At 59.4% G+C, this 23,302-nt stretch carries 24 protein-coding genes and 1 tRNA gene; 11 read left to right on the top strand and 14 right to left on the bottom strand.

From position 1 onward, the window contains the following. Positions 1-60: 60 nt before the first annotated feature. Positions 61-591, bottom strand: a complete 531-nt coding sequence (locus tag QO002_RS09805) for an outer membrane protein assembly factor BamE (RefSeq protein ID WP_307229083.1) — start codon at positions 589-591, stop codon at positions 61-63. 131 nt (positions 592-722) lie between these two features. On the opposite strand from QO002_RS09805, the gene QO002_RS09810 reads away from it, so the two are divergent. The 8 genes from QO002_RS09810 to QO002_RS09845 all read left to right on the top strand — a co-directional run bounded on the left by QO002_RS09810 (position 723) and on the right by QO002_RS09845 (position 6,452). After that, positions 723-1,262, top strand: a complete 540-nt coding sequence (locus tag QO002_RS09810; RefSeq protein ID WP_307233300.1) for a ubiquinol-cytochrome C chaperone family protein — start codon at positions 723-725, stop codon at positions 1,260-1,262. Between the two features lie 58 nt (positions 1,263-1,320). Further along, complete coding sequence (locus QO002_RS09815) at positions 1,321-1,872, top strand: YceD family protein (protein ID WP_307229085.1); 552 nt, start codon at positions 1,321-1,323, stop codon at positions 1,870-1,872. A gap of 200 nt (positions 1,873-2,072) precedes the next feature. Next, positions 2,073-3,131, top strand: coding sequence for a phosphate acyltransferase PlsX (gene plsX, locus QO002_RS09820; RefSeq protein ID WP_307229086.1), 1,059 nt, complete (start codon positions 2,073-2,075; stop codon positions 3,129-3,131). Between the two features lie 3 nt (positions 3,132-3,134). Further along, complete coding sequence (locus QO002_RS09825; protein ID WP_307229088.1) at positions 3,135-4,106, top strand: beta-ketoacyl-ACP synthase III; 972 nt, start codon at positions 3,135-3,137, stop codon at positions 4,104-4,106. Positions 4,107-4,202: 96 nt separating this feature from the next. After that, a complete protein-coding gene (locus QO002_RS09830) occupies positions 4,203-4,541 on the top strand; it encodes an integration host factor subunit alpha (protein ID WP_307229090.1) in 339 nt (112 codons plus the stop codon). A 300-nt stretch (positions 4,542-4,841) separates the two neighbouring features. Continuing rightward, on the top strand, positions 4,842-5,375 hold the full coding sequence (locus QO002_RS09835; RefSeq protein WP_307229093.1) for a MerR family transcriptional regulator: 534 nt from the start codon (positions 4,842-4,844) through the stop codon (positions 5,373-5,375). 127 nt (positions 5,376-5,502) lie between these two features. Continuing rightward, a tRNA-Pro gene (locus QO002_RS09840) sits at positions 5,503-5,579 on the top strand. Between the two features lie 162 nt (positions 5,580-5,741). Next, complete coding sequence (locus QO002_RS09845; protein ID WP_307229095.1) at positions 5,742-6,452, top strand: thermonuclease family protein; 711 nt, start codon at positions 5,742-5,744, stop codon at positions 6,450-6,452. Between the two features lie 40 nt (positions 6,453-6,492). Here the strand turns inward: QO002_RS09845 and QO002_RS09850 are convergent, their stop codons facing one another. From QO002_RS09850 to QO002_RS09870, 5 genes are read right to left on the bottom strand one after another with little or no spacing between them, the layout of a single operon-like run. Beyond that, positions 6,493-7,728 (bottom strand): glycosyltransferase, encoded by a 1,236-nt coding sequence (locus QO002_RS09850; protein ID WP_307229097.1) that lies wholly within the window; start codon positions 7,726-7,728, stop codon positions 6,493-6,495. Then, positions 7,725-9,002, bottom strand: coding sequence for an O-antigen ligase family protein (locus tag QO002_RS09855; protein WP_370878473.1), 1,278 nt, complete (start codon positions 9,000-9,002; stop codon positions 7,725-7,727). Before QO002_RS09855 ends, QO002_RS09850 begins: the two co-directional genes overlap by 4 nt. Beyond that, on the bottom strand, positions 8,999-10,561 hold the full coding sequence (locus QO002_RS09860; RefSeq protein ID WP_307229099.1) for an undecaprenyl-phosphate glucose phosphotransferase: 1,563 nt from the start codon (positions 10,559-10,561) through the stop codon (positions 8,999-9,001). The genes QO002_RS09855 and QO002_RS09860 overlap by 4 nt, the downstream gene beginning before the upstream one ends. Positions 10,562-10,607: 46 nt before the next feature. Then, on the bottom strand, positions 10,608-11,798 hold the full coding sequence (locus QO002_RS09865; protein ID WP_307229101.1) for a glycosyltransferase family 4 protein: 1,191 nt from the start codon (positions 11,796-11,798) through the stop codon (positions 10,608-10,610). Positions 11,799-11,803: 5 nt separating this feature from the next. Beyond that, positions 11,804-12,382 (bottom strand): polysaccharide biosynthesis/export family protein, encoded by a 579-nt coding sequence (locus tag QO002_RS09870; protein ID WP_307229103.1) that lies wholly within the window; start codon positions 12,380-12,382, stop codon positions 11,804-11,806. 205 nt (positions 12,383-12,587) lie between these two features. Between QO002_RS09870 and QO002_RS09875 the strand changes: the two genes are divergently transcribed. After that, a complete protein-coding gene (locus QO002_RS09875) occupies positions 12,588-14,723 on the top strand; it encodes a GumC family protein (protein ID WP_307229105.1) in 2,136 nt (711 codons plus the stop codon). A 29-nt stretch (positions 14,724-14,752) separates the two neighbouring features. Here the strand turns inward: QO002_RS09875 and QO002_RS09880 are convergent, their stop codons facing one another. From QO002_RS09880 to QO002_RS09890, 3 genes are all read right to left on the bottom strand, one after another. Continuing rightward, positions 14,753-16,030 (bottom strand): GNAT family N-acetyltransferase, encoded by a 1,278-nt coding sequence (locus tag QO002_RS09880; RefSeq protein WP_307229108.1) that lies wholly within the window; start codon positions 16,028-16,030, stop codon positions 14,753-14,755. Positions 16,031-16,195: 165 nt separating this feature from the next. Beyond that, positions 16,196-16,948 carry a metallophosphoesterase family protein gene (locus QO002_RS09885; protein WP_307229109.1) on the bottom strand — a complete coding sequence of 251 codons (753 nt, stop codon included), beginning with the start codon at positions 16,946-16,948 and terminating at the stop codon, positions 16,196-16,198. A gap of 3 nt (positions 16,949-16,951) precedes the next feature. Next, entirely contained in the window at positions 16,952-17,164 is a 213-nt protein-coding gene (locus tag QO002_RS09890; protein ID WP_307229111.1) for a DUF2842 domain-containing protein, read from the bottom strand. A 176-nt stretch (positions 17,165-17,340) separates the two neighbouring features. On the opposite strand from QO002_RS09890, the gene QO002_RS09895 reads away from it, so the two are divergent. Then, a complete protein-coding gene (locus tag QO002_RS09895; protein WP_370878474.1) occupies positions 17,341-18,447 on the top strand; it encodes a COX15/CtaA family protein in 1,107 nt (368 codons plus the stop codon). A gap of 81 nt (positions 18,448-18,528) precedes the next feature. Here the strand turns inward: QO002_RS09895 and argC are convergent, their stop codons facing one another. The 5 genes from argC to QO002_RS09920 all read right to left on the bottom strand — a co-directional run bounded on the left by argC (position 18,529) and on the right by QO002_RS09920 (position 22,328). Next, positions 18,529-19,461: an N-acetyl-gamma-glutamyl-phosphate reductase gene (gene argC / locus QO002_RS09900; protein ID WP_307229113.1), complete on the bottom strand. Its 933-nt coding sequence runs from the start codon at positions 19,459-19,461 to the stop codon at positions 18,529-18,531. 149 nt (positions 19,462-19,610) lie between these two features. Further along, positions 19,611-20,573: an agmatinase gene (gene speB, locus QO002_RS09905; protein ID WP_307229116.1), complete on the bottom strand. Its 963-nt coding sequence runs from the start codon at positions 20,571-20,573 to the stop codon at positions 19,611-19,613. A 163-nt stretch (positions 20,574-20,736) separates the two neighbouring features. Continuing rightward, positions 20,737-21,210: a 30S ribosomal protein S9 gene (gene rpsI / locus QO002_RS09910; RefSeq protein ID WP_307229118.1), complete on the bottom strand. Its 474-nt coding sequence runs from the start codon at positions 21,208-21,210 to the stop codon at positions 20,737-20,739. Positions 21,211-21,212: 2 nt separating this feature from the next. Continuing rightward, entirely contained in the window at positions 21,213-21,677 is a 465-nt protein-coding gene (rplM, locus tag QO002_RS09915; RefSeq protein ID WP_307229120.1) for a 50S ribosomal protein L13, read from the bottom strand. A gap of 225 nt (positions 21,678-21,902) precedes the next feature. Then, the gene (locus tag QO002_RS09920; RefSeq protein WP_307229122.1) at positions 21,903-22,328 is read right to left on the bottom strand and encodes a PaaI family thioesterase; all 426 of its coding nucleotides are present in this window, start codon (positions 22,326-22,328) and stop codon (positions 21,903-21,905) included. Between the two features lie 151 nt (positions 22,329-22,479). Between QO002_RS09920 and QO002_RS09925 the strand changes: the two genes are divergently transcribed. Next, positions 22,480-23,301 carry an enoyl-CoA hydratase gene (locus tag QO002_RS09925; protein ID WP_307229124.1) on the top strand — a complete coding sequence of 274 codons (822 nt, stop codon included), beginning with the start codon at positions 22,480-22,482 and terminating at the stop codon, positions 23,299-23,301. Position 23,302 lies beyond the last annotated feature (1 nt).

Consider the following 23,302-nt stretch of genomic DNA (forward strand, 5'->3'; position numbering starts at 1 on the left):
GCGGGTTTTTTGATGTCCGGTTCCGAGGGCAGCCGGCGTGCGTTGGATCGCGCCGGGCGATTACTTGCCGTAGTCCGAACCATCGGAGAGAATGGAGCGGGCCATGCTCTTGCCGACGCCATTGCCGGTCAAAAGCTGGTTGAGGAAGGTCAATTCCTTGCCACCGGTCGGTGTCGTGCGGGAAATCATGTCGAAGACCTTGCCGTCCTTCAGCGAGTAGTGGGCCAACTGGGAGACGGTGCCTTCCTTGTCGAAATAGACGGCAAGAATGCTCTGCTCGACCAGCTTCGGCTTCATGAACGCCACCGGCCGGGTACGCTTCTGCGAGATGTAGTAAAACACTTCGTTGTCAAAGGTGGCGGTCGTTGAGGGCGTGCCGAGCGAGAGCAGAACCTGCTCGCGGCTTGAGCCGACGGGCGCAAGTGCGAGCGTTTCCTCATCGACGACGTAACCCTGATGCAGTACTTCACCGGTGCCCAGCATGTCGGTGGTTTTGCAGCCTGTCAGCACTGTGGCACTGAGAGCGAGTGTAAATGCGAGATGACTTGCGAATTTCATATCCGACCTGAAGTACCGTTTCGTCAACGACATATCCCTCAATGTAACGCTGGCGGATGCGCCATTGCATTTCGTGCCTGCTTCGGTAAACCAGCTTCGGTGATCATGCAACAACCCCATACGCGGGCTGGCGCATTTTGAAGCAGGCAAACTTGGGCTTTATGATGATTTTCGGACTGTTCGGCAGAAAAAATAGCAATGTGGCGATCGTGGAACGCCAGTATGCGACGCTGACCGCCGCCGCCCGCGATCCCTACCTCTATACCGACCTCGACGTGGCCGACACGGTCATGGGCCGTTTCGAGATGTTATCGTCCGTGCTGATCCTCTATTTCCGCCGTACGCGCAGCTCCCCTCGCGCGGGCCAGGAGATTGCGCAGGAGATCGTCGATTCCTTCTTCGAGGATGTCGATCACTCCATTCGTGAGCTTGGTGTCGGCGACGTGGCGGTGCCCAAGCGCATGAAGAAGTTTGCCTCGATGTTCTATGGTCGGCTGGAAAGCTATGCGGCGGCGCTGGAAAAGAGCGACGCAGCGGAGCTCGCCGCGGCACTGAAGCGCAACTTTCACCCGAAGAGCGATGATCCGGCACTTACAATGCAGGGGCTTGCTTCCTATCTGCTGCGCGTCGAGGCAGACCTTGCGGTGCAAGGGGAAGACGTCGTAGAAACCGGCACTCTGAAGCTGCTCGATCCGCAGGCGTGAGCGCATCACTGCTGGCGCGACGGCCGCCCGGCCTCGCAGACGGCGGAAAGGAACCGATATGAAACATGACGAAAAACCCGCATTCTCCTTTCCGGTAAAGGTCGGGCATATTTCCGCCAACGCCGTGGAAGTGCATCTCAAGGCCGATGACACCGAGCGTGCAGCCCTTGCAGAGCTCTGGAACATCCTCGACGTGCTGTCGCTCGAAGCCGACCTCCAGATCGCCCGTTGGAAGAGGGATGGCGTCAGGCTCAAGGGGCATGTTGCGGCAAGGATCGTTCAGGCCTGTGTCGTCACGCTCGAGCCAGTCGAATCGGTGATCGAGGAACCCATAGAGGCAATCCTTGTGCCCGAAGGATCGCGTCTGGCCCGTATCGCAGCCAACGACACCGGCGAGATGGTGCTGGATCCCGACGGGCCGGATATTCCCGATGTCTTCAGCGGCGATACGATCGACGCAGGCCAGGTGGTAAGCGAACAGGTTGCTCTTGCAATCGACCCCTATCCTCGTAAACCGGGTGTAAGCTTTGGCGAGCGGATCGAAAGTACGGAGAAGGACGACGTGCGTCCTAACCCTTTCGCCTCCCTCAAGGATTGGAAAAAGGACTGAACCGGCTTCGATCGTCCGCAGAAAATCGGTTGTCAGCAGAGGGAAAAACGGTATTTTGGCCGCAATCCCGCCCGCTGGGTCGACCGCTGCGACACGACGCCAAAGCGTCTCCAACGTCGTGAAAATTTGTGTGTTTCCATCGTCACGCAACGCGCCGGAACGAAGCAGGCAGTGTGGCAGGAAAAAAGGAAAAGGCACGCGTGGTCAGAATTTCTCTTGATGTGATGGGCGGCGACTTCGGTCCTGACGTCGTCATTCCCGGCGCAGCCCGGGCGCTGGAGCGTCATCCCGACATCCGATTTGTGTTGTTCGGCGATGAGGCGCTGTGCCAGCCGCTGCTGGACAAATATCCGAAGCTCAAGGCTGCCAGCACTTTTCATGCCAGTGAAATCGCCATTGCCATGGACGAGAAGCCGAGCCAGGCGCTGCGGCGCGGCCGCGGCAAGTCCAGCATGTGGCAGGCGATCGATGCGATCAACACCGGCGAGGCTGATGTCGTCGTGTCGGCGGGCAATACCGGCGCGCTCATGGCGATGTCGGTTTTTTGCCTGCGCACGATGACAGGCATCCAGCGTCCGGCGATTGCCGGCATCTGGCCGACGTTGAAGGGCGAAAGCATCGTGCTTGACGTCGGGGCAACGATCGGCGCGGATGCGCAGCAGCTGATGGATTTTGCCTTGATGGGCGGCGCGATGGCGCGCGCCCTGTTCGAAATAGAACGCCCCACGCTTGGCCTGCTGAATGTCGGCGTCGAGGAAGTGAAGGGACAGGAAGAGGTCAAGGAAGCCGGTCGTCTGCTTCGTGAAACCGGCATTGATAGCATAGACTATTTTGGCTTCGTCGAGGGCGACGATATTGGTCGGGGCACTGTCGATGTCGTGGTGACCGAAGGCTTCGCCGGCAACATAGCGCTCAAGACGGCGGAAGGCACTGCGCGCCAGATTGCGGAGTACCTGAAAGCGGCGATGTCGCGCACGCTGATGGCCAAGATCGGCTATATCTTCGCCAAGGGTGCGTTCGATCGCCTGCGCGAGAAGATGGACCCGCGCAAGGTTAATGGCGGTGTCTTTCTCGGTCTGAACGGGATCGTTATCAAGAGCCACGGCGGCACGGATGCCGAAGGGTTCGCCGCGGCGATCGATGTGGGCTATGATATGGTTCGCAACGGCCTGAAGGCCAAGATCGAAAACGATTTGCAGAGGTACCATGCCATGCTGCCGGCTAATGCTGCCGCAAATGGCGCGGTTGGTGAGGTTTAATAGATGATCCGCTCAGTGGTGCGCGGCTTCGGAGCATCGCTTCCGAAGCGTGTGGTGACCAATCACGATATGGAAAAGCAGGTCGACACGACCGATGAATGGATCGTGCAGCGAACCGGCATTCGCCAGCGCTATGTTGCTGGAGAAGGGGAGACGACCGCGTCCCTCGGCGAGGCCGCAGCGCGTGCGGCGCTGGATCGCGCAAAGCTGACCCCTGCGGATATCGATCTGATAATCCTAGCAACATCGACGCCCGACAACACCTTTCCGGCAACCGCGGTCAACATCCAGAACCGGCTTGGCATGCATCATGGTGCAGCCTTCGACGTCCAGGCCGTCTGTTCCGGCTTCATTTACGCGGTGACGACCGCCGACGCTTATATCCGCGGCGGTCTTGCCAGGCGCGTTCTGGTGATTGGGGCCGAAACCTTTTCGCGCATTCTCGACTGGAATGATCGAACGACCTGTGTGCTGTTCGGCGACGGCGCCGGCGCGATCGTGCTTGAAGCGCAGGAAGGCGAGGGAAGCAATGCCGACCGTGGCGTGCTGACCACGAAGCTCCGCTCCGATGGCGCACACCGTGAAAAGCTCTATGTCGACGGCGGTCCTTCGACCACCGGAACCGTTGGGCACCTGCGCATGGAAGGCCGTGAGGTTTTCAAGCATGCCGTGGGCATGATCACCGATGTCATTGAAGCGGCTTTTGAAGCGACAGGCACGACGGCAGAGGATCTGGATTGGCTCGTTCCGCATCAGGCAAACCGTCGCATCATCGATGGCTCCGCCAAGAAGCTGGGCATCCCACTCGAAAAGGTTGTCGTCACCGTGGATATCCATGGCAATACGTCTGCCGCATCGATCCCGCTTGCGCTTAACGAAGCAGCGTCGGATGGTCGTATCAAGCAGGGCGATCTCGTCCTTCTCGAAGCGATGGGCGGCGGTTTTACCTGGGGCTCGGTGCTTCTGCGCTGGTAAAGAAAATCACGATATAGCGCAAACGCTTGACCGGGATGAGCAAGGGCAATAGTCTTCCCAGGCTGATCGATATTCAAGAAAAATCGGTGGGGAAAGATGAGCGGAAAAACGGTAACTCGCGCAGACTTGGCTGAATCGGTTTTTCGCAAGGTTGGCCTTTCGCGAACTGAATCGGCGGAACTTGTCGAAACCGTCATTGATGAAATCTGCAACGCAATCGTGCGTGGAGAAAGCGTCAAGCTTTCCTCCTTCGCGACCTTCCAGGTGCGTGACAAGAACGAGCGGATCGGCCGCAATCCCAAGACAGGGGAAGAGGTTCCGATTTCGCCGCGTCGGGTGATGACCTTCAAGGCCTCGAATGTGCTCAAGCAGAGGGTTCTGAAAGCCCATCTGGCACGCAAGGCGAAGCAGAAGCCGCAGGCACCTGCGACCTAAAGCGTTCGCAATCTTTTCAGATTAGCTCCAACGCTTGAGGTCTTGTTTTGGCGCGTGTCGTTTGCGCAAAGCCTCCGTATATTTTTGCGCGACATGCTTTAATCCTGGCATCGGCGATAAAAGCAGTTGAAAGCGGCTTCATAACCCGTTGAATCGCACAGGATTCGTGCGATCATGGATTTCGGTGTCCGTGACGCCGGTGAGTCTGGTTGTGTCCTGTCTCAATGTGCCGACAGCAGGGCGCAGATATGTCCAGGCAAGACGTTGTTGCCGCGTTCACTATGCGAGTTCGGGGAAGATATGGATAAGAGCCCAGATGCATTTCGCACCATCAGCGAAGTAGCCGACGACCTGGATCTGCCACAGCATGTGCTTCGCTTCTGGGAAACGCGTTTTCTGCAGATCAAGCCGATGAAGCGCGGCGGTGGAAGACGCTATTACCGACCCGAGGACGTCGATCTGCTGAAGGGCATCCGACATCTGCTCTATGATCACGGTTATACGATCAAGGGCGTACAGAAGCTGCTGAAGGCAAATGGCAACAAGTTCGTGGCGGCGATCGCCAGCGGCGATCTTGCGACTGTGGAGGCACTGGCCGCAGCCAATGTCGAAGAACAGGCGCAGCCCAAGCTTGCCAATTCCGATGAAGACCAGATCGTTGGACGCGCCAAGGCACCAGCGAGCCGCCGGTTTTTCTCCTTTGTCGGCGGCAACGACGATGTTCCTGAAGTTTCCATAGGCAAGACATCGGTAGGCAAGGAAGACCGCGCGCTCCTGCAGGAGGCGCTCTACGATCTTCTCGAATGCAAGCGGCTTCTCGATCAGGTGCGCTGACGTGGGCGGCGCAGCGGATGGAGACTCTACCCTGTTGATATGCGCTTTATTTTCCGCCCATTTCTAGCTGATTGGCGAAAATAGGACTTGCCAGTAACGGGCGGAGACTATAGGGCTTTCCACGGTTCGGAGCGTAGCGCAGCCCGGTAGCGCACTTGACTGGGGGTCAAGGGGTCGTGGGTTCGAATCCCGCCGCTCCGACCATTTTCCTTTAGGCTTTAAGCCTGATTTCCAAAATTTTCATGTAGATTACCGGCGGTCTTGGGATCGGCTTTTTGGGGCGATATCAGCCTCGGAAAAAAGCCGTCATGACAACCTTTCGGAAACCCATGCCGTCGATAATAGTCCCCAAAAGGGATGACATCCATGGGCAGGACTGCAAGCGGCCGTAAAACGGCAAAGAGGGGCACGAAGCGGCGTGTGGCCAAGGCGACGTCCAAGAGCGCGATGTGGCCGTGGTATATGGCCGGCGTTCTCATCGTTGCAGGCATGACCGGCTATGATCATCTGCCGATGCTGCGTGGATTGTTGCGCAGCGATGGCTCCCGTGTCGCCGCCAACGTTATATCGGAAAAGCCCCGCACCGAGGCGCATACGGCGGCAATTCCCACACACGACAAGCGACCGGCAGGCGATGTCACGACAAAGCGGCAGGACGCCGAGGACCTTCCGCTTCGCCTGGTGCCGCCGACTGCCATTCCTGTCCATACGGCTGCTCTGCGTACTGTCGCGGCCGGACCATTCTACTTCTGCACGGATCAGAAAAACGATTGCATCATCGACGGAGGGAGCTTCTGGTTCAAGGGACAGAAGATCGGACTTGCAGATATCGCGCCACCGCAGATGAAGAAGGCGAAATGCGATGCCGAACGGGAGCTTGGCTCCCGCGCCAAACGCCGCCTGCGGGACATTCTGAACACGGGCGACTTCAAGCTGGTGGCGGTGGACGGGCAGGGCGAGGCCGGCGACGGTCGGTTGACCCATGTCGTGCTGCGAGACGGCACATCCGTCAGCAGCGTGCTCATTTCCGAAGGACTGGCGCATAGTCGCAAGGATGCTTCAAAGCCCTGGTGCTGAGCTTCGGGGGATGGCTTCCGTCTGGCAGTGAAATTTCCGGTCAGGCTATGGTTCTGGGTGCCGGTGCAAAAGAGTGCTTCCCTGGCAGATGTGCTTCGCTGGCTGTTGCCAGAGGCGCGTGTCCGGCAAGGCGCAGATAGACGCTTTCGGTCAGGTCGAGCATCGCACCGAGCGAGAAGCGCGAGGCCGTTCGCTCCGCTTCGCTTGCAAGGATAGTGTGCCGCTCCGGCTCGGCGCATTCCAGCATGGCTGCTGCCAATTTTGCCATATCACCATCGTTGGCGATGATCCGGCCGTTGCGCCCGTCTTCGATGACCGTGGAAGCGCCCCCAAAAGCTGTGCACAGGATAGGCTTGCCGGCAGCAGCCCCTTCCAGCATCACATAGGACATCGCCTCGTAGAGGCTCGGCATCACCAGGAGATCGAAGGCACCCACGGCCTGGGGACCGGTAAAGGTCTTTGTCAGGTGCATACGGTCGGCAAGGCCGCTATCTGCAATCGCTCTCGCCACATCCTCTTCCAGCTCCCCGCTTCCGACCATCAGGAGCTGGGCATGGGGGTTCTTCGACGCAAGCAGGCGAAACGCTTCAACCAGCCGCAACGGAGCCTTCTGGGCACAGAGCCGTCCAATGAAGCCGAAAAGAAATGCGTCGTCCGGAATGCCGAAGGTGGAACGGACGGTTCGGGCCATGTCCGCGGGGGGAGGGGCAGCGCCATTGACCACCACGGATAATGTCTTGGCGGGCATGCCCAGGCTCAGGGCATGGCGATACTCGTCTTCCGAAACGCAGATCAGCCGATCTGTGAAATGCCGGGCCAGCAGGTTTTCGATCGTGCCGTAGATCAAACTTCCACCCTTGCCGAGGCTTGGGTCCATGGTGCGGAAGGCATGCGGGGTGTAGACGCGTGGGACATGGAGACCCGGCAGGCGAAGACGGGTGAGGGCGCCCGCCTTGGAGCTATGGCCGTGGATTATGTCGAAGCGATCCTTGCCGATGATGGAGCGAAGCTTTCGGTGGGCGGCGATATCAGACAGGCCTGGAGAGCGCTTCATGTCGACCGAATGCACGGCTGGAAGACCAAGGCTCTTCAATTCCCTGACGAAGGTTTCTTCCGCCCGCAGCGGGGAGTAGACGGCTTCGACGTGATGCCCGCGCTGGGACATGCCGCGGCAGAGATCGAGCATATGGCGGCCCGAGCCGCCGCCGCTGGGTTCAAGAACCTCAAGCAGACGCAGGGGCGTGGTATGGCGGGCGTTCGGGTCGTATGCATTCATGCGATATGTCCTTTGGGCTCGCCGCTACGCGCCGCTTTTATCCGCATGCCAAGCCTGGCGCGGTGGCGCATCTCAAGCGCACCGCAGCCCCAGACGATGCCGAGCAGCATGTAGAAGTGGCGCCAGTGATCGGTGTCGATGACATTGCCGATGGCGGTGTGGCCGATCACCACGATCCAGGAGATCATCAGGGCGGGCTGCCATGGTCGGTCGAGCAACAGGAAGCGAAAACCGATCGTGATGGTCCAGCAGATCAGGGTCACGTAGCAGACGAAGCCCAGCCAGCCGTATGAGGTGAGCGATTTCAGCCAGATATTGTGCTCGTCCTCAGGGAAGATCTTGCTGAACACCATCGGCCCGATGCCGAGCGGCTTTTCCATCGACATCAGAAGACCGATGCGGTGCCGCTCGAAGCGTCCGAGATGGCCGCCGTCGTAATCCTGGACAAGCTGGGTACGGCTTGAGAAGAGATCTGCGATCTGCGGAATCTGCAGCGCGACGACGAGCGCCCCGATCATCAGGATACCGCCGCTCAGCGTCAGGACCAGGATTTTCAGCCGGAACGCGCCTGTACGTTGCTTCAGCATCATGATCAGGATCAACGCGCAGGCACAGAAGAGGTAGAGAGCCCAGGCGGCGCGCGAGAAGGACAGGAAAAGGCCAAAGGCCATGAGCAGGATACCGACCACCTTCAGCGGTGCGCGGGTGAGGCGTTCGGTCAGCAAGCCGTGGATGAGATAAAGCGACGGGGCAACGAGAAAGGGGCCGAAGACGTTGGGGTCCTGAAAAGCGCCCTTGGCGCGATCATAGAGCGTAAACTGCTCGCCGCCCGGTATGGCGCCGAAATAGCCGAGAATGCCAAGCAGAGCGGTGATGACAGCAGCAGCCACCCAGGCGTTGAAGATCAGCGTCAGCCGTTCGTGGCGTGCCTCGATGATTGCAGCGAAGAAGACGGCAGACAGCGCGAGAAAGCCCGAAACCGCCATGTACATCGGGCCGGTATCCAGATCATCCATGACCGTCAGCGACAGGATACCGCCGACCATGAACAGGATCAGCAGGGCAAGGAGCGGTGCGACATGGCGCGATATCCTGAGCCCGAAAAGCGCCCAGAGGCCGATGAGGACGGCCATGAACACTTCGTAGGGGGCGGGTTCTGCGATGACGAATCCGGAGAGAAAGACGGCAAAGGTCACCATGGCCGAGCCGGTCATGGTGACCTTTGCCGTCTGCGGCCGAAACCCGGGAACCGGGCTATCGGCGAGCGCGCTCAATAGGCGTTTTCCGTATTGAGGAGCCGGATCGGCGTCAGCAACAGGATCTTGAGATCGAGCCAGAGTGACCAGTTTTCGATGTAGTAGAGGTCGAAAGCCGTCCTGAACTTGATCTTGTCATCGCTGTCGATCTCGCCGCGCCATCCATTGATCTGCGCCCAGCCGGTAACGCCAGGCTTGACGCGATGGCGGGCGAAATATCCCTCGACGACGTCCGAATAGGTACGATCTGCCGTCTGGGCCAGAACTGCATGCGGGCGAGGCCCGACGAGGGACAGCTGTCCCTTGAGAACGTTGAAAATCTGCGGCAGTTCGTCGATCGAGGACTTGCGCAGGAAGCGGCCGACGGGGGTCACACGGGGATCGCCCTTGGTGACCGCGTTCTTTGCGGTCGGGTCGCTCATATTGGTGAACATGGAGCGGAACTTGTAGACCTCTATCATCTCGTTATTGAAGCCATGGCGCTTCTGCTTGAAGATGATCGGCCCCTTCGACGACAGCTTTACAGCGATAGCCGCCCCGATGAAGACCGGCCAGAGAAGCGCAAGCGCAACGAGGCTGAAGAAGATGTCGAAGGCGCGTTTGGCGACTGAATCCCAGTCGGCGATCGGCTTGTCGAAGACATCAAGCATCGCGACGTTGCCGATATGCGAATAGCTGCGCGGACGGAAACGCAGGTTTCCGGCATGGGCGGCGATACGGATATCCGCTGGCAGCACCCAGAGCTTCCTCAGGAGCTGCAGAATGCGCTTTTCCGCTGTCAGCGGCAGGGCGATGATGAGGATATCGACGCGGATAAGGCGCGCGAATTCGACGAGTTCGGCAATCGTGCCGAGCTTGGGGTAGCCGGCGATGATATGGGGCGAGCGGCGCTCGTCACGGTCGTCGAAGATACCGCAGATGCGGATGTCGTTGTCGCTCTGTTGCTCGATGCTGCGGATCAGATCCTTGGCCGGTTGCCCGCCGCCGACGATCACCGCGCGCCGCTCCATCGTGCCATTTCTGGCCCAGCGGCGGATCGAAAAGGCAATGAAGAACCGCTCTGCAATCAGAAACAGCGCGCCGGCAACATACCATGCGGCAACCCAGGACGGTGAAAGACGGTTCTCGACATGAAAGACGACGAACAGCAGTGCGGTCGCAACGAAGGCGAGGGTCCATGCGGCAAGAAGGCGAGGCAATGCACGTGTCGCGGAGCGCAGCATCGGAACCTGATAACCATCTGCTGCCTGCATGAAACCGAGTGCCAGCATGCTGCCGGCCGCAAGGATCATGCTGTAGCTGAGCCACTGTTTCAGGTTGGGCGCCGCGTAGAACATGGTGATGGCATAACCGATGGCAAACAGCGCCGAAAACTCGAAAAGCCGCATCAGCCCGATGATCATCGTCGGCGAATAGGTTTCCATGCCGAATTGCGCTGCGATACGGCGAGCGAGCGGATTGAGCGTCGATGGCCTGTTGGCATCACTCTTCTCGCCAGGGGAACGTGTGCGGATTTCCGAGATTTTACGGCGCAGCGCTTCGGTGTCGAAGGCTTCCGGTCTGTCGATCTGGTTCATGATATTCGCCCGGCCATTGATTGACCTCGGAAATACCATAAAGCCCCTAAAAAACTCTTGCGGGCTCTTCGGACTCAGCGATAGGCTGCTTGTTCGCGAGAAGCCTGTGATAGAGATGCATAAGCGAGCCCGCCATGGTCGATGTCGAGAAGCTCGTCTTGAAATGAACAGGCTCCGGCAGGGCGGATTTTGCCCAGCCCGGCTCGGTCACGGATGCGGTCATAATGGTTGCAAGCGCCTCCGCGTCGGCGGGCGCGGCAAGCACATGCGCATTGTTTCCAAGGACTTCCGCAATGCCGCCGACATTTGAAGCAATGACCGGCTTTTCTGCGGCCAGAGCCTCCAGAACGATATACGGCATGGCTTCCGCACGTGAAGGCACAACCACGGTATGGGTGAAGGCGAAGGCTTCGCTGGCCTTCATGGCAGGGATCATTTCGATGCGCTGCCCCAGGCCGAGCTCCAGCATCATCTGCTCGTATTCGGCTTTCTGGGGACCGTCGCCAACCATGATCGCCGAGAGTGGCCGGCCGATAATACGTTCGGTGCGGGCAAAGGCATCAATGAAGATGTCAGGGCCCTTCAAGTCGCGCAGCATGCCAATACAGAGGAAATTGACCGCATCAGGTCGGGCATGGATCTTCTTGAAATCCAGGTCGTTCACGCCATTATAAATGCGCTCGCTATGGGTGCGCGGACGACCGATCTTTTCCTCATAAGTCCGCCGCTCGAAATCACAGACGAAGACGATCGCGTCCGTCAGGTATTCCTGCATCTTTTCAAGAAGGAAGACCGAGCGGCCAAGCAGCGTCTTCTTGTCGTAGTGCAGGCTGCCGCCATGCGGCGAATAAAGACGGGCAACGCAATACCTGTTTACCCGCAAGGCTGAGCCGATGATCCGGGCGACGGCGCCACCCTTGGCGCCGTGACCGTGAATGACATCTGGCCGCAAACTGCGTATTTCCTTGTAGCTTCCCCACAAGGCCTTGAGATCCGATGGCCCGACCGAGCGCCGGATCGGCAGCCGAACGAGACCCAACGCCAGAAACGGGCGGATTTCGTCGAAAAGCTTGTCTTCGTAGTCGCCGCCGGTCGTGCTGTCGCAGAGGATGCCGACCTCGTGGCCCGCCTTCGCGTGGGCTTCCGCCAGATCGCGCACATGGCGAAAGATGCCGCCGAGTGGGGACCTGAAACAGTGAATGATGCGCAAGGGACGTTCGGCAGCGGGGTCTGGCATGATCTTCAGAACAGCCGCTCACGCACGTAAACGGTGTCGCCCGCCATGATCGGGTCAGAGATCGGGATACGTCCCGTGATGACGCGGCCGTTGATCTTGCGCGTGACATCGACATTCGCCTGGTTGGCGCGGGCAGAATAGCCGCCGGCAACGGCAATCGCGTTCTGGACGGTCATTCCGGGAACGTAAGAGTATTGCCCGGCCTGGCCAACCTCGCCCATTATAAAGACCGATCGATACCGATCGACCTCGATCGTGACGTCCGGATCGCGCAGATAGCCCTGGCGCAGCTTCTCGGCAATCATCTGTTCCATTTCGGGCAACGTATGGCCGCGCGATGGTACCGCGCCGATCAACGGGAAGGCGACGTATCCTGCCTGATCGACGGTGTAGGTGCCGGTCAGTCCCGCTTGCTCGAAGACGTTGACGCGCAGACGATCACCGCTATCGAGGCGATAGGGTTGTATCGTTGCTTCGCTGAAGGATTTTGGGGCGGGCTGATATGTGTTGCAGCCGGACAGCGTGGCGCACAACATGGTGGCCACGGCTATTGCCAATACCGATTTTGCTCCTGCGAAAGTCATGCTGATCTCGTGCTGCTCGATGCTGCTTTGGCCTGTTATCGATCCGTTAGGGTTAATAGCCGGTAAAAACGGCGGCCGCATCGCAGGGATATTTCGCACTCGCTGGCGAACGCGGTGTTGCGGGGAAGGGAAGGCCGTCATTAACGGTTGAGTTACCATGTTTGTTTACGGTGCCGCTCAAATGGTATCTGTTCGGAGTAAAGCGATGTCGGACGTCGGCGCCGTTCATCAGGATGTAGACATCGATCTCGGTGGGCTTGTCCGCGCGATCTGGAAACGGCGCATGCGGGTGCTCATGGCCACCGCACTGTGCACAGGTATCGCCTTCGTCGGCGCGAACATAATTTCTCCGGATTATCGCTCCGAGACGCGGCTCCTGATCGAATCGCGTGAGCCGGAATTCAGCGGCGCCAACCAGCTCCAGACCCCGTCCGACAGCAACTTCGATGAATCCGCGATTGCAAGCCAGGTGCAGCTCCTGCGCTCGGCCGATCTGATCAAGCAGGTTGCGCGCAACATGAAGCTCTACGAGCTGAAGGAATTTGATCCGACCGCCAGTCCCTCGGCACTCTCCGATATTCTGGTCATGCTCGGCGTAAAGAAGAACCCGCTCGACCTGCCGCCGGAGGAGCGTGTCCTCAAGGAATTCGACGACAAGCTTCAGGTCTATCAGGTCGAGAAATCCCGCGTGATAGCGGTCATGTTCAATTCGAAGGACCCGCGTCTGGCCGCGGCCATTCCCAACGAGATGGCCAAGGTTTACCTGTCGCTGCAAAGCGGGGCAAAACTGGATTCGAATTCCGAGGCAAGCCGTTGGCTCGAGCCGGAAATCGCCAATCTGCGTGAGAAGGTGAGGGAGGCTGAGGCAAAGGTCGCCGATTACCGCTCGACCTCCGACCTGCTGATGACGGGCGACAACAGCAACTTCGCCACCAAGCAACTCAACGACATCTCCACGGAACTTGCCCGTGTGCGCAGCGAACGCGCAAGCGCCGAGGCCCGAGCCGAGGGGGTTCGCACGACATTGGCCAGCGGTCGCGCTGCCGATACGTTGAATGATGTCGTGGGATCGCAGATGATCCAGCGCCTCAAGGAAACCGAGGCGAACATCCAGGGGCAGATCGCCGATCTTTCTACAACCCTGCTCGACGGTCACCCACGCCTCAAGGGACTTAAGTCTCAGCTTCAGGGCATTCGCACACAGATTCTGAGCGAGACCCAGAAAATACTCGCCAGCCTGGACAATGAAGCCGGTGTTTCCCGGTTGCGCGAACGCCAATTGATCCAGCAGATGAACACCCTGAAGGCCGCATCTGCCAAGGCCGGTGAAGACGAGGTAGGACTGCGCGCGCTTGAACGCGAAGCGACGGCCCAGCGCCAGTTGCTCGAAACCTATCTGGCGCGTTACCGCGAAGCGACGTCCCGCGTGGGCAGCAACGCGACGCCAGCCGATGGCCGCGTGATTTCGCAGGCCGTGGAACCGACCGAAGCCTATTTCCCCAAGGTGTTGCCGATTACCATTGTCGCTGGTCTGGCAAGCTTCCTGATCAGCTGCGTCGTCATCATGCTGTCCGAGCTTTTCAGCGGCCGTGCCCTACGCCCGGTCGGTTCATCGCGGCAACTACCGCAGGAGCACACCGAAGCCGATGCGCTACCGGGTATTTCGCCCAAGGAAGCCTCGCCTGCTTTCAAAGCTACCGGTGCCCCGTTGGCAGGCTGGCAAGCTGACGAAGACCTCGAAGCGGATCAGGACTTCTCCATTTCGGCCATTGCTGATCAGCTTGACATGAACGATGCGCGCGTCGTGGTTTCCGTTTCCCCGGCGGGCGACGAAGGCTCGACGAATGTGGTGATGCTGACAAGGTTGCTGGCCGAGCAGGGGCGCAAGGTCATTCTCATCGACCTCACCGGATCGGCCTGCCCGAGCAAGTTGATGGCGCAGTCTCTCCAGCTGCCCGGGATCACAAATCTGCTCGCAGGCGAGGTTGCCTTTGCAGACACCATCCATGCGGACAGATTGTCGGACGCGCACATTATCCCGGCCGGCGACGCCGATCCTGCAGTGGCAATGCGTGGCGTCGATCGGCTCTCGATGATTGTCGATGCGCTGTCCAGCGCTTACGATACCGTGCTGGTCGAATGCGGCCCTGCCGGGACAACCGCAATTTCCCGCGTTGCGCGTTCGCCTGAGACGACAATCGTGATCTCTGCCTTCGGTGTGGACCATGCCGAGATCATCGCAACCGTCGCGGGCTTTGGCGAAGCCGGTTACAGCGATATTCTCTTGATGAGCGGCTCCGGTTATCCGCGCTCGGATAATCCGGGTCGTCGCGCTGCCTGACACACAAGCCTTGGCAGAACCAGGTTCGCTTATTCTTCGGCGTCCGTATCGGTCGTTTTTGCGCTGGTCTGGCGCTGCTGCCGTATCTTCTGAAGAGTGTTGTATATCCGTCGGTTCTTCTTGATGGCGGCCTTGGAGCGCACGATCGTCCTGTGGATGTAGGCTGCCAGTCGACCGCGCGCGGTGAGCGGCAGAACGATATCGTACTGTGCAGTCTCCACGGTGCACCACGAGCGCTTGTAGGGTTGGTCGCCGATGCCGAAATCGAAAAGCGCAGCGCCTTCGCGGCAGCATCTTTCAATCATCAGGTGAAAGAGAAACTCTCCCGGGCTGCAATCGGTCGCCAAGGTTTCGTCGATCGAGCCGAATTGGCAGATCACGTGATCGCCCTTGCGCGACACGCCGGCGATTGCGATGACGCGACCGGCGTTTTCGCCCTTGAGGCGAATAGCGTGCAACTCCAGTGGCCTGTGTTCATGCTCGCGTGGCCGGGCGGCCAAATCCTTGAAAAAGGCCTGCGTCTCCGCGTCTTGGAAGACGTTCGGCAGCCCCATCGTCTTGAAGCGTTCGGCCTTTTGCTGGAAGAATGTGCAAAGGAGCCGCCGGCTTTCGTCGTGTGATGTGGCTACGACGTATTCGTAGCCACCGAGGGCCTGCAATCGTTTTTCGGAAACGCGAAACTTCTTTCGTCGGCGCTTTGCATTGACCTGCGTCAGCGTCTTCTCAAAAGACTCGAACAACGGCAGCTGATAGGAAGAGTTCTGATTGCGCACGGCCGGGAGCGCGGCAAAGGGATGCTGGAAGCCGCGCCACGCCAGGGGGATTTTCTCCAGCGTTACGATGTCGGCAAGTCGGGCCAGTTTCAGCGAAAGCTCGCTGATAAGCTTTGCAGCCAGTTCCCCATCGGCGGCGGGATCGAAATCACGGGCAAAGATGCCCGTGTTGATGTTGGAATGATCAGAGCCGATGAAACGCACGGTCTGGAAGAATCGTCCACGTATGAGTTCCAGCGGCAGGATGAAGGCGGTATCCTGACCGACGCGTCCGCGCACGAGCAGGAGCTGGTTCTCATGGGTCGCCGCCCAGGCGGCACACCAGTCGAAACTTTGATGCAACGAATTTTGGCTGCCCTGTTCCAGTGCACGCCATTCGTCTTCAAGGCGATCGAGGCTGACGTGAACGCTGAGACTAAAATCATCGCGTACGGCGTCAAGCGCCAGCAAATCAAGCGGGGGGGTGCGACGCGTCTGCCATACGCGGCGGGGAGCCTCGTTCGCGGGCATTATGTTGAGGCGCACACCGCTCATGGCAATCGCTGGTCAGGGTTCTTGATGAGATCGTTCTAATGCGCAAACCCAACGGCTTCCTTTAAATTGGATTGTTTCGCGGCCATAAAACGCTGAAATTTTCAAATGCGGTTACCGAATGGATAACTACTTTTCGAACGTGCAGACGAAAAATGAAGGAGGCGCTCAGGATGAAGCAGGATCGAGCCATCCGGTTTCAAGCACGTTTGCCCATTCCTCCCGTCCGCGTTCACGGGCAAGTGATGCCATTGCGCTGTGATCATAGGCAACGCGGCGGAAGGTAGCGTCCCATTTGCCGTTGATTTTGGTAAGGATGGCATAGGAGGCGTCGGGCGATCCGGTTTCGACCTTATGCGGTATTGGCTCATCGCTGTAATATCCTTGGCAGCCGACACTGCCGGGATTGACGATCAGCGGACCATCCGGGAGCCGAACCATGCGCGCAACGTGGGTGTGAGCGCAGAGCACGACCGGAAAATCGACGCCGGCCAGCCGCTCGCGGATGAGATGCCGGTCAGCCATATGCACGATGCCTTTCGGCGTCAGATCCTCAAGCCAGTAGTCGATATCGCTCTCGGGTGTGCCATGGCAGAGCAGGATTTCGTCGTGGTAGATCAGTGTTGCCGGCAACGATCGAAGCCATTCGAGATGGTGTGATGACAACTGATCGAAGGCGGCGCGGTCGGAGCGCCCCATGTCGGCGGGATCGAGCGTGACCAGCCACCGATCATGGTTGCCGCGGACGGAAGGGAAATTGCGAGCCATCAGAATATCGACCGTGCAAGCAGCATTGAGCGGGCTGCTCAGATGATCACCAAGATTGACGATATCGGTGATGCCGTGGTGTTCGATATCCGTCAGCACGGCTTCAAGAGCGAGGTCGTTTCCGTGGATATCGGCAATGACTGCGATCTGCATCCCTCACTCCGGTTTGGCGGGTTTTTCCATCCATTTGATGATCAGCATCGCCGGCAGAACCCACAGCAGGCCGGTGAAGAAGAAATAGAGCAGATGCACCCACCAGGGTGCTGCACCCAGCAGCAGGGATGCAAATGTGGTGGCCGCCAAGGAATAGACGACGACGAGAATGATGATGAGGATCGTGCCGATCAGTTTTCTGAGGCGTACTGGCATTGCATACTTTCCGGTGGGCGGGTTTCCATCATCGGCCTCGTTCGTCGGGCCGCGACGGCATGCCGCAAAGGGTCAAGCCTTGTTTTGCATCGTGCTCTGGTGCAAATCAACGGCTTTGACGCTTGAGCCCGGGGACAAATTGTCGTCTCCCGGCATATCGGAAACGGAAAGACTTCATGACGCAGATTAGCGCGACGCCAACGGAACAACAGCTTCGTGGGGAAATGGATACGGCGCGTCGCAATCGGCGGCAGATCCGCACATGGCTCTGGGTCGTTGTGTTCACGCTGTTTGCGCTCGTTCTCGTCGGCGGCGCCACGCGTCTGACTGAATCCGGCCTGTCGATTACCCAATGGAAGCCGATCCACGGCGTCATCCCCCCGCTGAACGATGCCGAATGGCAGGAAGAATTCGCGCTCTACAAGCAGATCCCGCAATATTCGCAGCTCAACAGCGACATGACCGTCGAGGGTTTCAAGTCGATCTTCTGGTGGGAATGGGCGCACCGGCTGCTGGCGCGCTCCATCGGCATGGTCTTTGCGCTGCCGCTGGCGTGGTTCTGGCTGCGCGGAAAGGTCGAGACAGGGCTGAAGCTGCCGCTTGTCGGTATTCTTGCTCTTGGCGGGTTTCAGGGTTTTATCGGCTGGTGGATGGTTTCTTCCGGTCTGGCGGATCGAACCGAGGTCAGCCAATATAGGCTTGCGACCCATCTGGTCATTGCCTGTCTGATCTTTGCTTCCTGCGTCTGGATCGCGCGGGGACTTTCGCCGCATTCGAATGACAAACCGCCGGCAAGCTGTTCGAAGACTATGGCTGCAGCGATCGCGATCATGGCGCTGTTCCAGATCTATCTCGGTGCACTGGTCGCCGGGCTTGATGCAGGTTTGAGCTACAATACCTGGCCGCTAATGGACGGCGCGGTCGTGCCGAGCGACCTTTTCATCCAGCAGCCGGCCTGGATCAATATCTTCGAAAACCCGAAGACCGTGCAGTTCATCCACCGTTGCGGCGCTTATGTGTTGTTTGCAATGGTTTTCGTGCACATGCTTTACTCGCTGGCGCGCGGTGCCGGCACCACCCATGCTCGTCGCTCCGTGCTGCTTTTCGTGCTGGTGACGCTGCAGGCCTCGATCGGCATCGTGACGCTGTTGATGCAGGTGCCGGTCGTCTGGGGTGTCGCGCATCAGGGGGGCGCACTCATCGTGCTCGGCTTCGCGCTCGCGCATTGGCGTGGCTTTATCGGCGAATATCCATGGGAGATGCGCATCAAGGAGAGGCAGTAGGGAGTAGGCAATAGAAAAAGGCGCTACCGCCTCGCCCGCCTCTTGAAGCTCTTATTCGAAGTTTCCCTACTACCTAACCCCTCACGCCGAGAGCATCAGGTCCATGTTCTGGACGGCGGCACCGGAGGCGCCCTTGCCGAGATTGTCGAGCAGGGCGACGAGGTTGACCTGATCGCTGCCCGGCGTGCCGAAGACGAAGAGCTTCATCGTATCCTTGCCGGCAAGCTCGATAGCATCAATGCGTGGCAGCTTGGCGCTCTCTTCGAGTGGCACGACCGTGACGATATCCTGCCCGGCATAATGAGCAGCGAGGGTTGCGTGGATGCTTTCCAGCGTCGCGCCATCCTTCAGCTGGTCGAGGAACAGTGGCACCTGCACAATCATGCCCTGCGGGAAACGACCGACGGAGGGCGAGAAAATCGGCGAACGGGCGAGAAGCCCGTGCGTGCGCATTTCCGGGACATGCTTGTGCTTGAGCGGCATGGCATAGAGGAAGTGCGGCGAACTGATCGGGTCAGGGTTTGCGGGGTCTTCCATCTGGGCGATCATCTGCTTGCCGCCGCCGGTATAGCCGGAAATGGCATTGACGCTGACCGGATATTCCTCGGGCAGAATGCCGGCTTGGCGCAGCGGGCGGATGAGGCCGATGGCGCCGGTCGGGTAGCAGCCCGGATTGGCGACCAGCCGCGCGTCGCGGATTTTCGCGGCCTGTTCCTTGTCCATCTCGGCAAAGCCGTAGGCCCAGTCGGGCGCGATGCGATAAGCGGTCGAGGTGTCGATGATCCGCACCCTGTTGTTGCCTTCGAGCATGGTGACGGCCTGTTTCGAGGCGTCGTCCGGCAGGCAGAGAATAGCGATGTCGGCGTGGTTCAGCAGGTCTTCGCGCATCGCGGCGTTGCGGCGCTCGGCCTCGGGGATCGACAGGAGTTCCACGTCGGCGCGGCCGGCCATGCGGCTGCGGATCTGCAGGCCGGTGGTTCCGTGTTCGCCATCGATGAAAAATTTCGGCTTCATGGGAAATCCTGTCTTTTCAAATGCCTGCGGCCATTGTCCGAATCAGATCGGAAGCCGCTTGATTCAGTCTCTGAAGACCGGGAGCGGCTCATGACGAGCATATATACATTGTGCGACGACCTCGCAACGCGCAGGGCGTTTTTGAAGCGTCAGGCGACCGGTTCGCGCTCGGCCAGGTCTTCCGCATGCAGCCCCAGCATGTACATCGCAACGGTGGACGCCGCGATGGCGGTGACATCGGCATGGTCATAGGCGGGCGCCACTTCAACGACATCTGCGCCTTTGAAGCGGAGCGGACCCAGCTTGCGAAGAACGGAGAGGATTTTGGCGCTCGACGGGCCGCCGGAGACGGGGGTTCCTGTGCCGGGCGCATAGGCGGGGTCGAGGCAGTCGATATCGAAGGTGAGATAAGCAGCCTTGTCGCCGACCTGTTCGATGATCGCATCGGCGATCGCCTGTGTGCTCATCTCCTCCACGTCGTAGCCGTAGAGAATGCGGATATCGCAATCATCAGGCGCATGGGTGCGGATGCCGATCTGGATCGAGGCTTCCGTGTCGATCAGGCCCTCGCGGACGGCGCGGCCGAGGAAGGAGCCGTGATCGATGCGGCCCTTCTCATCCGGCCAGGTGTCCTGATGTGCGTCGAAATGGACGAGGGCGAGGGAGCCGTGAACGGCGGCATGGGCGCGCAGCAATGGCAGGGTAATGAAGTGGTCGCCACCGAGCGTCAGCAGGAAGGCGCCGCTCTTCAGGATCTTTGCGGCTTCACGCTCGATCGTTGCGGGCGTCTTCGAATGGTTGCCATAGTCGAGCAGGCAGTCGCCATAGTCTATGGTCGCCATATGAGCAAAGAGATCTCGCTCGAAGGGGTATTGCGGATCGTTGTCGAAGATCGCCGAGGCGCGGCGGATCGCCTGCGGTCCAAAGCGGGCACCGGGGCGATTGGAGGTCGCGGCATCGAAGGGGATGCCCCAGACAACGGCGTCGACGCCCGCAAGCTTCTTCGTATATTTGCGGCGCATGAAGGACAGGATGCCGGCATGGGTGGGGTCGGACGCAGCAGATGTCAGCGACGTCGCTGTGATTGCGTGATCGATCGTCCGGTTTGCCATGGTGTCCTCTTCAATGCCCTTGTCTCGTTGGGGCGAAGGATAGCGAGAAGGTTTTGCCAAGGAAACGGGAAAAGGCTGGGAAGCCAACAATTTCCAACGGTTCTGCAGGCAAAGAAAAGGCGGCTCGAAGGCCGCCTTTTCCAAAGTGCAATCCGTAAAGCGATTAACGCTTCGAGAACTGGAACGAACGGCGGGCCTTGGCCTTACCGTACTTCTTACGCTCGACAACGCGGCTGTCGCGGGTCAGGAAGCCACCCTTCTTCAGGACCGAGCGCAGGCCCGGTTCGAAGTAGGTGAGAGCCTTGGAGATGCCGTGACGCACGGCACCGGCCTGGCCGGAGAGGCCGCCGCCGGCAACGGTCGCGTCGATATCGAACTGGCCATCACGGGCAGCAGCGAAAATCGGCTGACGCAGGATCATCTGCAGAACCGGACGGGCGAAGTACTGAGCGAACTCCTTGCCGTTGACTGTGATCTTGCCGGAGCCCGGCTTGACCCAGACGCGGGCAACGGCGTTCTTGCGCTTGCCGGTCGCGTAGGAGCGACCCTGGGCATCGACCTTGCGGACATGAACCGGAGCCGAAGCAGTTGCTTCAGTCACCGTGCCGAGGTCTTTCAGAGAAGAGAGATCAGCCACGATTAGGCGCTCCTTGTGTTCTTGCTGTTCAGCTTGGCGACGTCGAGGACGGTCGGCTGCTGTGCTTCATGCGGATGGTTGGAACCGGCGTAAACGCGAAGGTTCTTCATCTGGCGACGGCCGAGCGGGCCACGGGGAACCATGCGCTCAACGGCCTTCTCAAGAACGCGCTCCGGGAAGCGGCCTTCGATGATCTGGCGCGCGGTGCGCTCCTTGATGCCGCCGGGATAGCCGGTGTGCCAGTAGTACTTCTTGTCGGTGTACTTCTTGCCAGTCAGGACAGCCTTCTCGGCGTTGATAACGATGACGTTGTCGCCATCATCAACGTGAGGGGTGTAGGTTGCCTTGTGCTTGCCACGCAGGATGTTGGCGATGATAGTGGCGACGCGGCCAACAACGAGGCCTTCGGCGTCGATGATGATCCACTTCTTCTCCACCTCTGCAGGCTTCTGAACGAAGGTTGACATGTTAAACTCTTTCGTTTGGACCCGGTACGTTGCCGCCGGGCGTTTCTTGTTGCTTAGCTTGGCGGGTTTGACCCATGCCAAAAATGAAAGCGGCCCAAGAGGACCGCGATCTGCAGCAGCTTATACGCAAGGTCGGAAATACCGTCAAGCGCGAGGAATTTGCGTGCCGCAAAAAATATTATTAAAAATCAATATCTTAAATATATGGTTTTATAATACCACATATTATTTGGGCGGAATCGAATAGGTCGCGGTGGCATGGGCGACGATTTTCGTATCTCCGGTTGCGGTGATGGCGGCATCGAGCACGGCGAGGCGCTTGCCGAGTTTGAGGATACGGCAGCAGCATTCGAGGGGGCCGAGTCCTGGCTTGCGGAGGAAGTTGATGTTGAGATTGGTTGTCACCGCGAGCGCGACCGGGCCGATATGGGCGATCAGCGTCACGTAAGCAGCGACATCGGTAAGCGTAAAAAGGGCGGGGCCTGAGATAGTGGCGCCGGGGCGCAGATGCCGCGTCAGGGGATCGAATCGCATTGTTGCGGTGCCTGGGCCGACGCTCACGACCTCGAACACGCGCCCGTCTGTATGAACTTCGGGGAAATCCGAATCGAGAAAACGGTTCAGCTCTTCGACCGTCATGACGGGGTTCATGGAGTTTCCTTCGTGTGTTTTCGCCAGTTAAATCCCGTCATCGGCGACGGCGCAAGCCGGCAGAAAGCCGAAGCGGCAAGGCGGGTTGAAACAGGGACGACGGCGGCGTACCAACGGCAACGTATCTCATGCCAAGCCGAAGGAGCCGCCGATGGCCGATATCGTTTCCCTGCACCCGGAAGAGCCTCGTGGACTTCTGCTTAAAGACCGCACCGAAAATGTGCTGCGGCTGACGCTCAACAATCCACCGACCAACGCGCTTTCGATTGCGGTCATGGAGGCGCTTCTCGCGGAACTCGATGCGATCGCCGGTATGACGGATATCCGCGTCGTCGTGCTCGCGGCGACCGGACAGGTGTTTTCCGCCGGCCATGATCTCAAGGAGCTTACGGTCCATCGCGACGACGAGGATCAGGGACGCGCGTTCTTTGAAAAAACGACAAGGCTCGCCGCTGACCTGATGCTGAAGATCAACGGCCTGCCGCAGCCGGTGATCGCCGAGATCGACGGGCTCGCGACCGCTGCAGGCTGCCAGCTCGTGGCCAGCTGCGATCTGGCGATCTGCACCGATACCGCGACCTTCTGTACGCCGGGCGTCAACATCGGCCTGTTCTGCTCGACGCCGATGGTCGCCGTCTCGCGGGCGGCGCATCGCAAGCAGGCGATGGAAATGCTGTTGACCGGCGAGACGATCGACGCCTCGACGGCAAAGGATTTCGGCCTCGTCAACCGTATCGTGCCGAAGCAGTACCTGCAGCAGGTTGTCAACAAATACGCCGCCGTCATCGCCTCGAAGTCGCCGCAGGCGTTGAGGATCGGCAAGGAAGCCTTCCATCGTCAGGCGGAGATGGGGCTGGAGGAGGCCTATGCCTTTGTGACCAATGTGATGGTCGAGAACCTGTTGCTCGAGGATGCGCAGGAAGGGATAGGCGCGTTTCTGGGCAAGCGGATGCCGGAGTGGAAGGGCGTCTAGG

The organism is Pararhizobium capsulatum DSM 1112 (genome assembly GCF_030814475.1).
GTDB classification, from domain to species: Bacteria; Pseudomonadota; Alphaproteobacteria; order Rhizobiales; family Rhizobiaceae; genus Pararhizobium; species Pararhizobium capsulatum.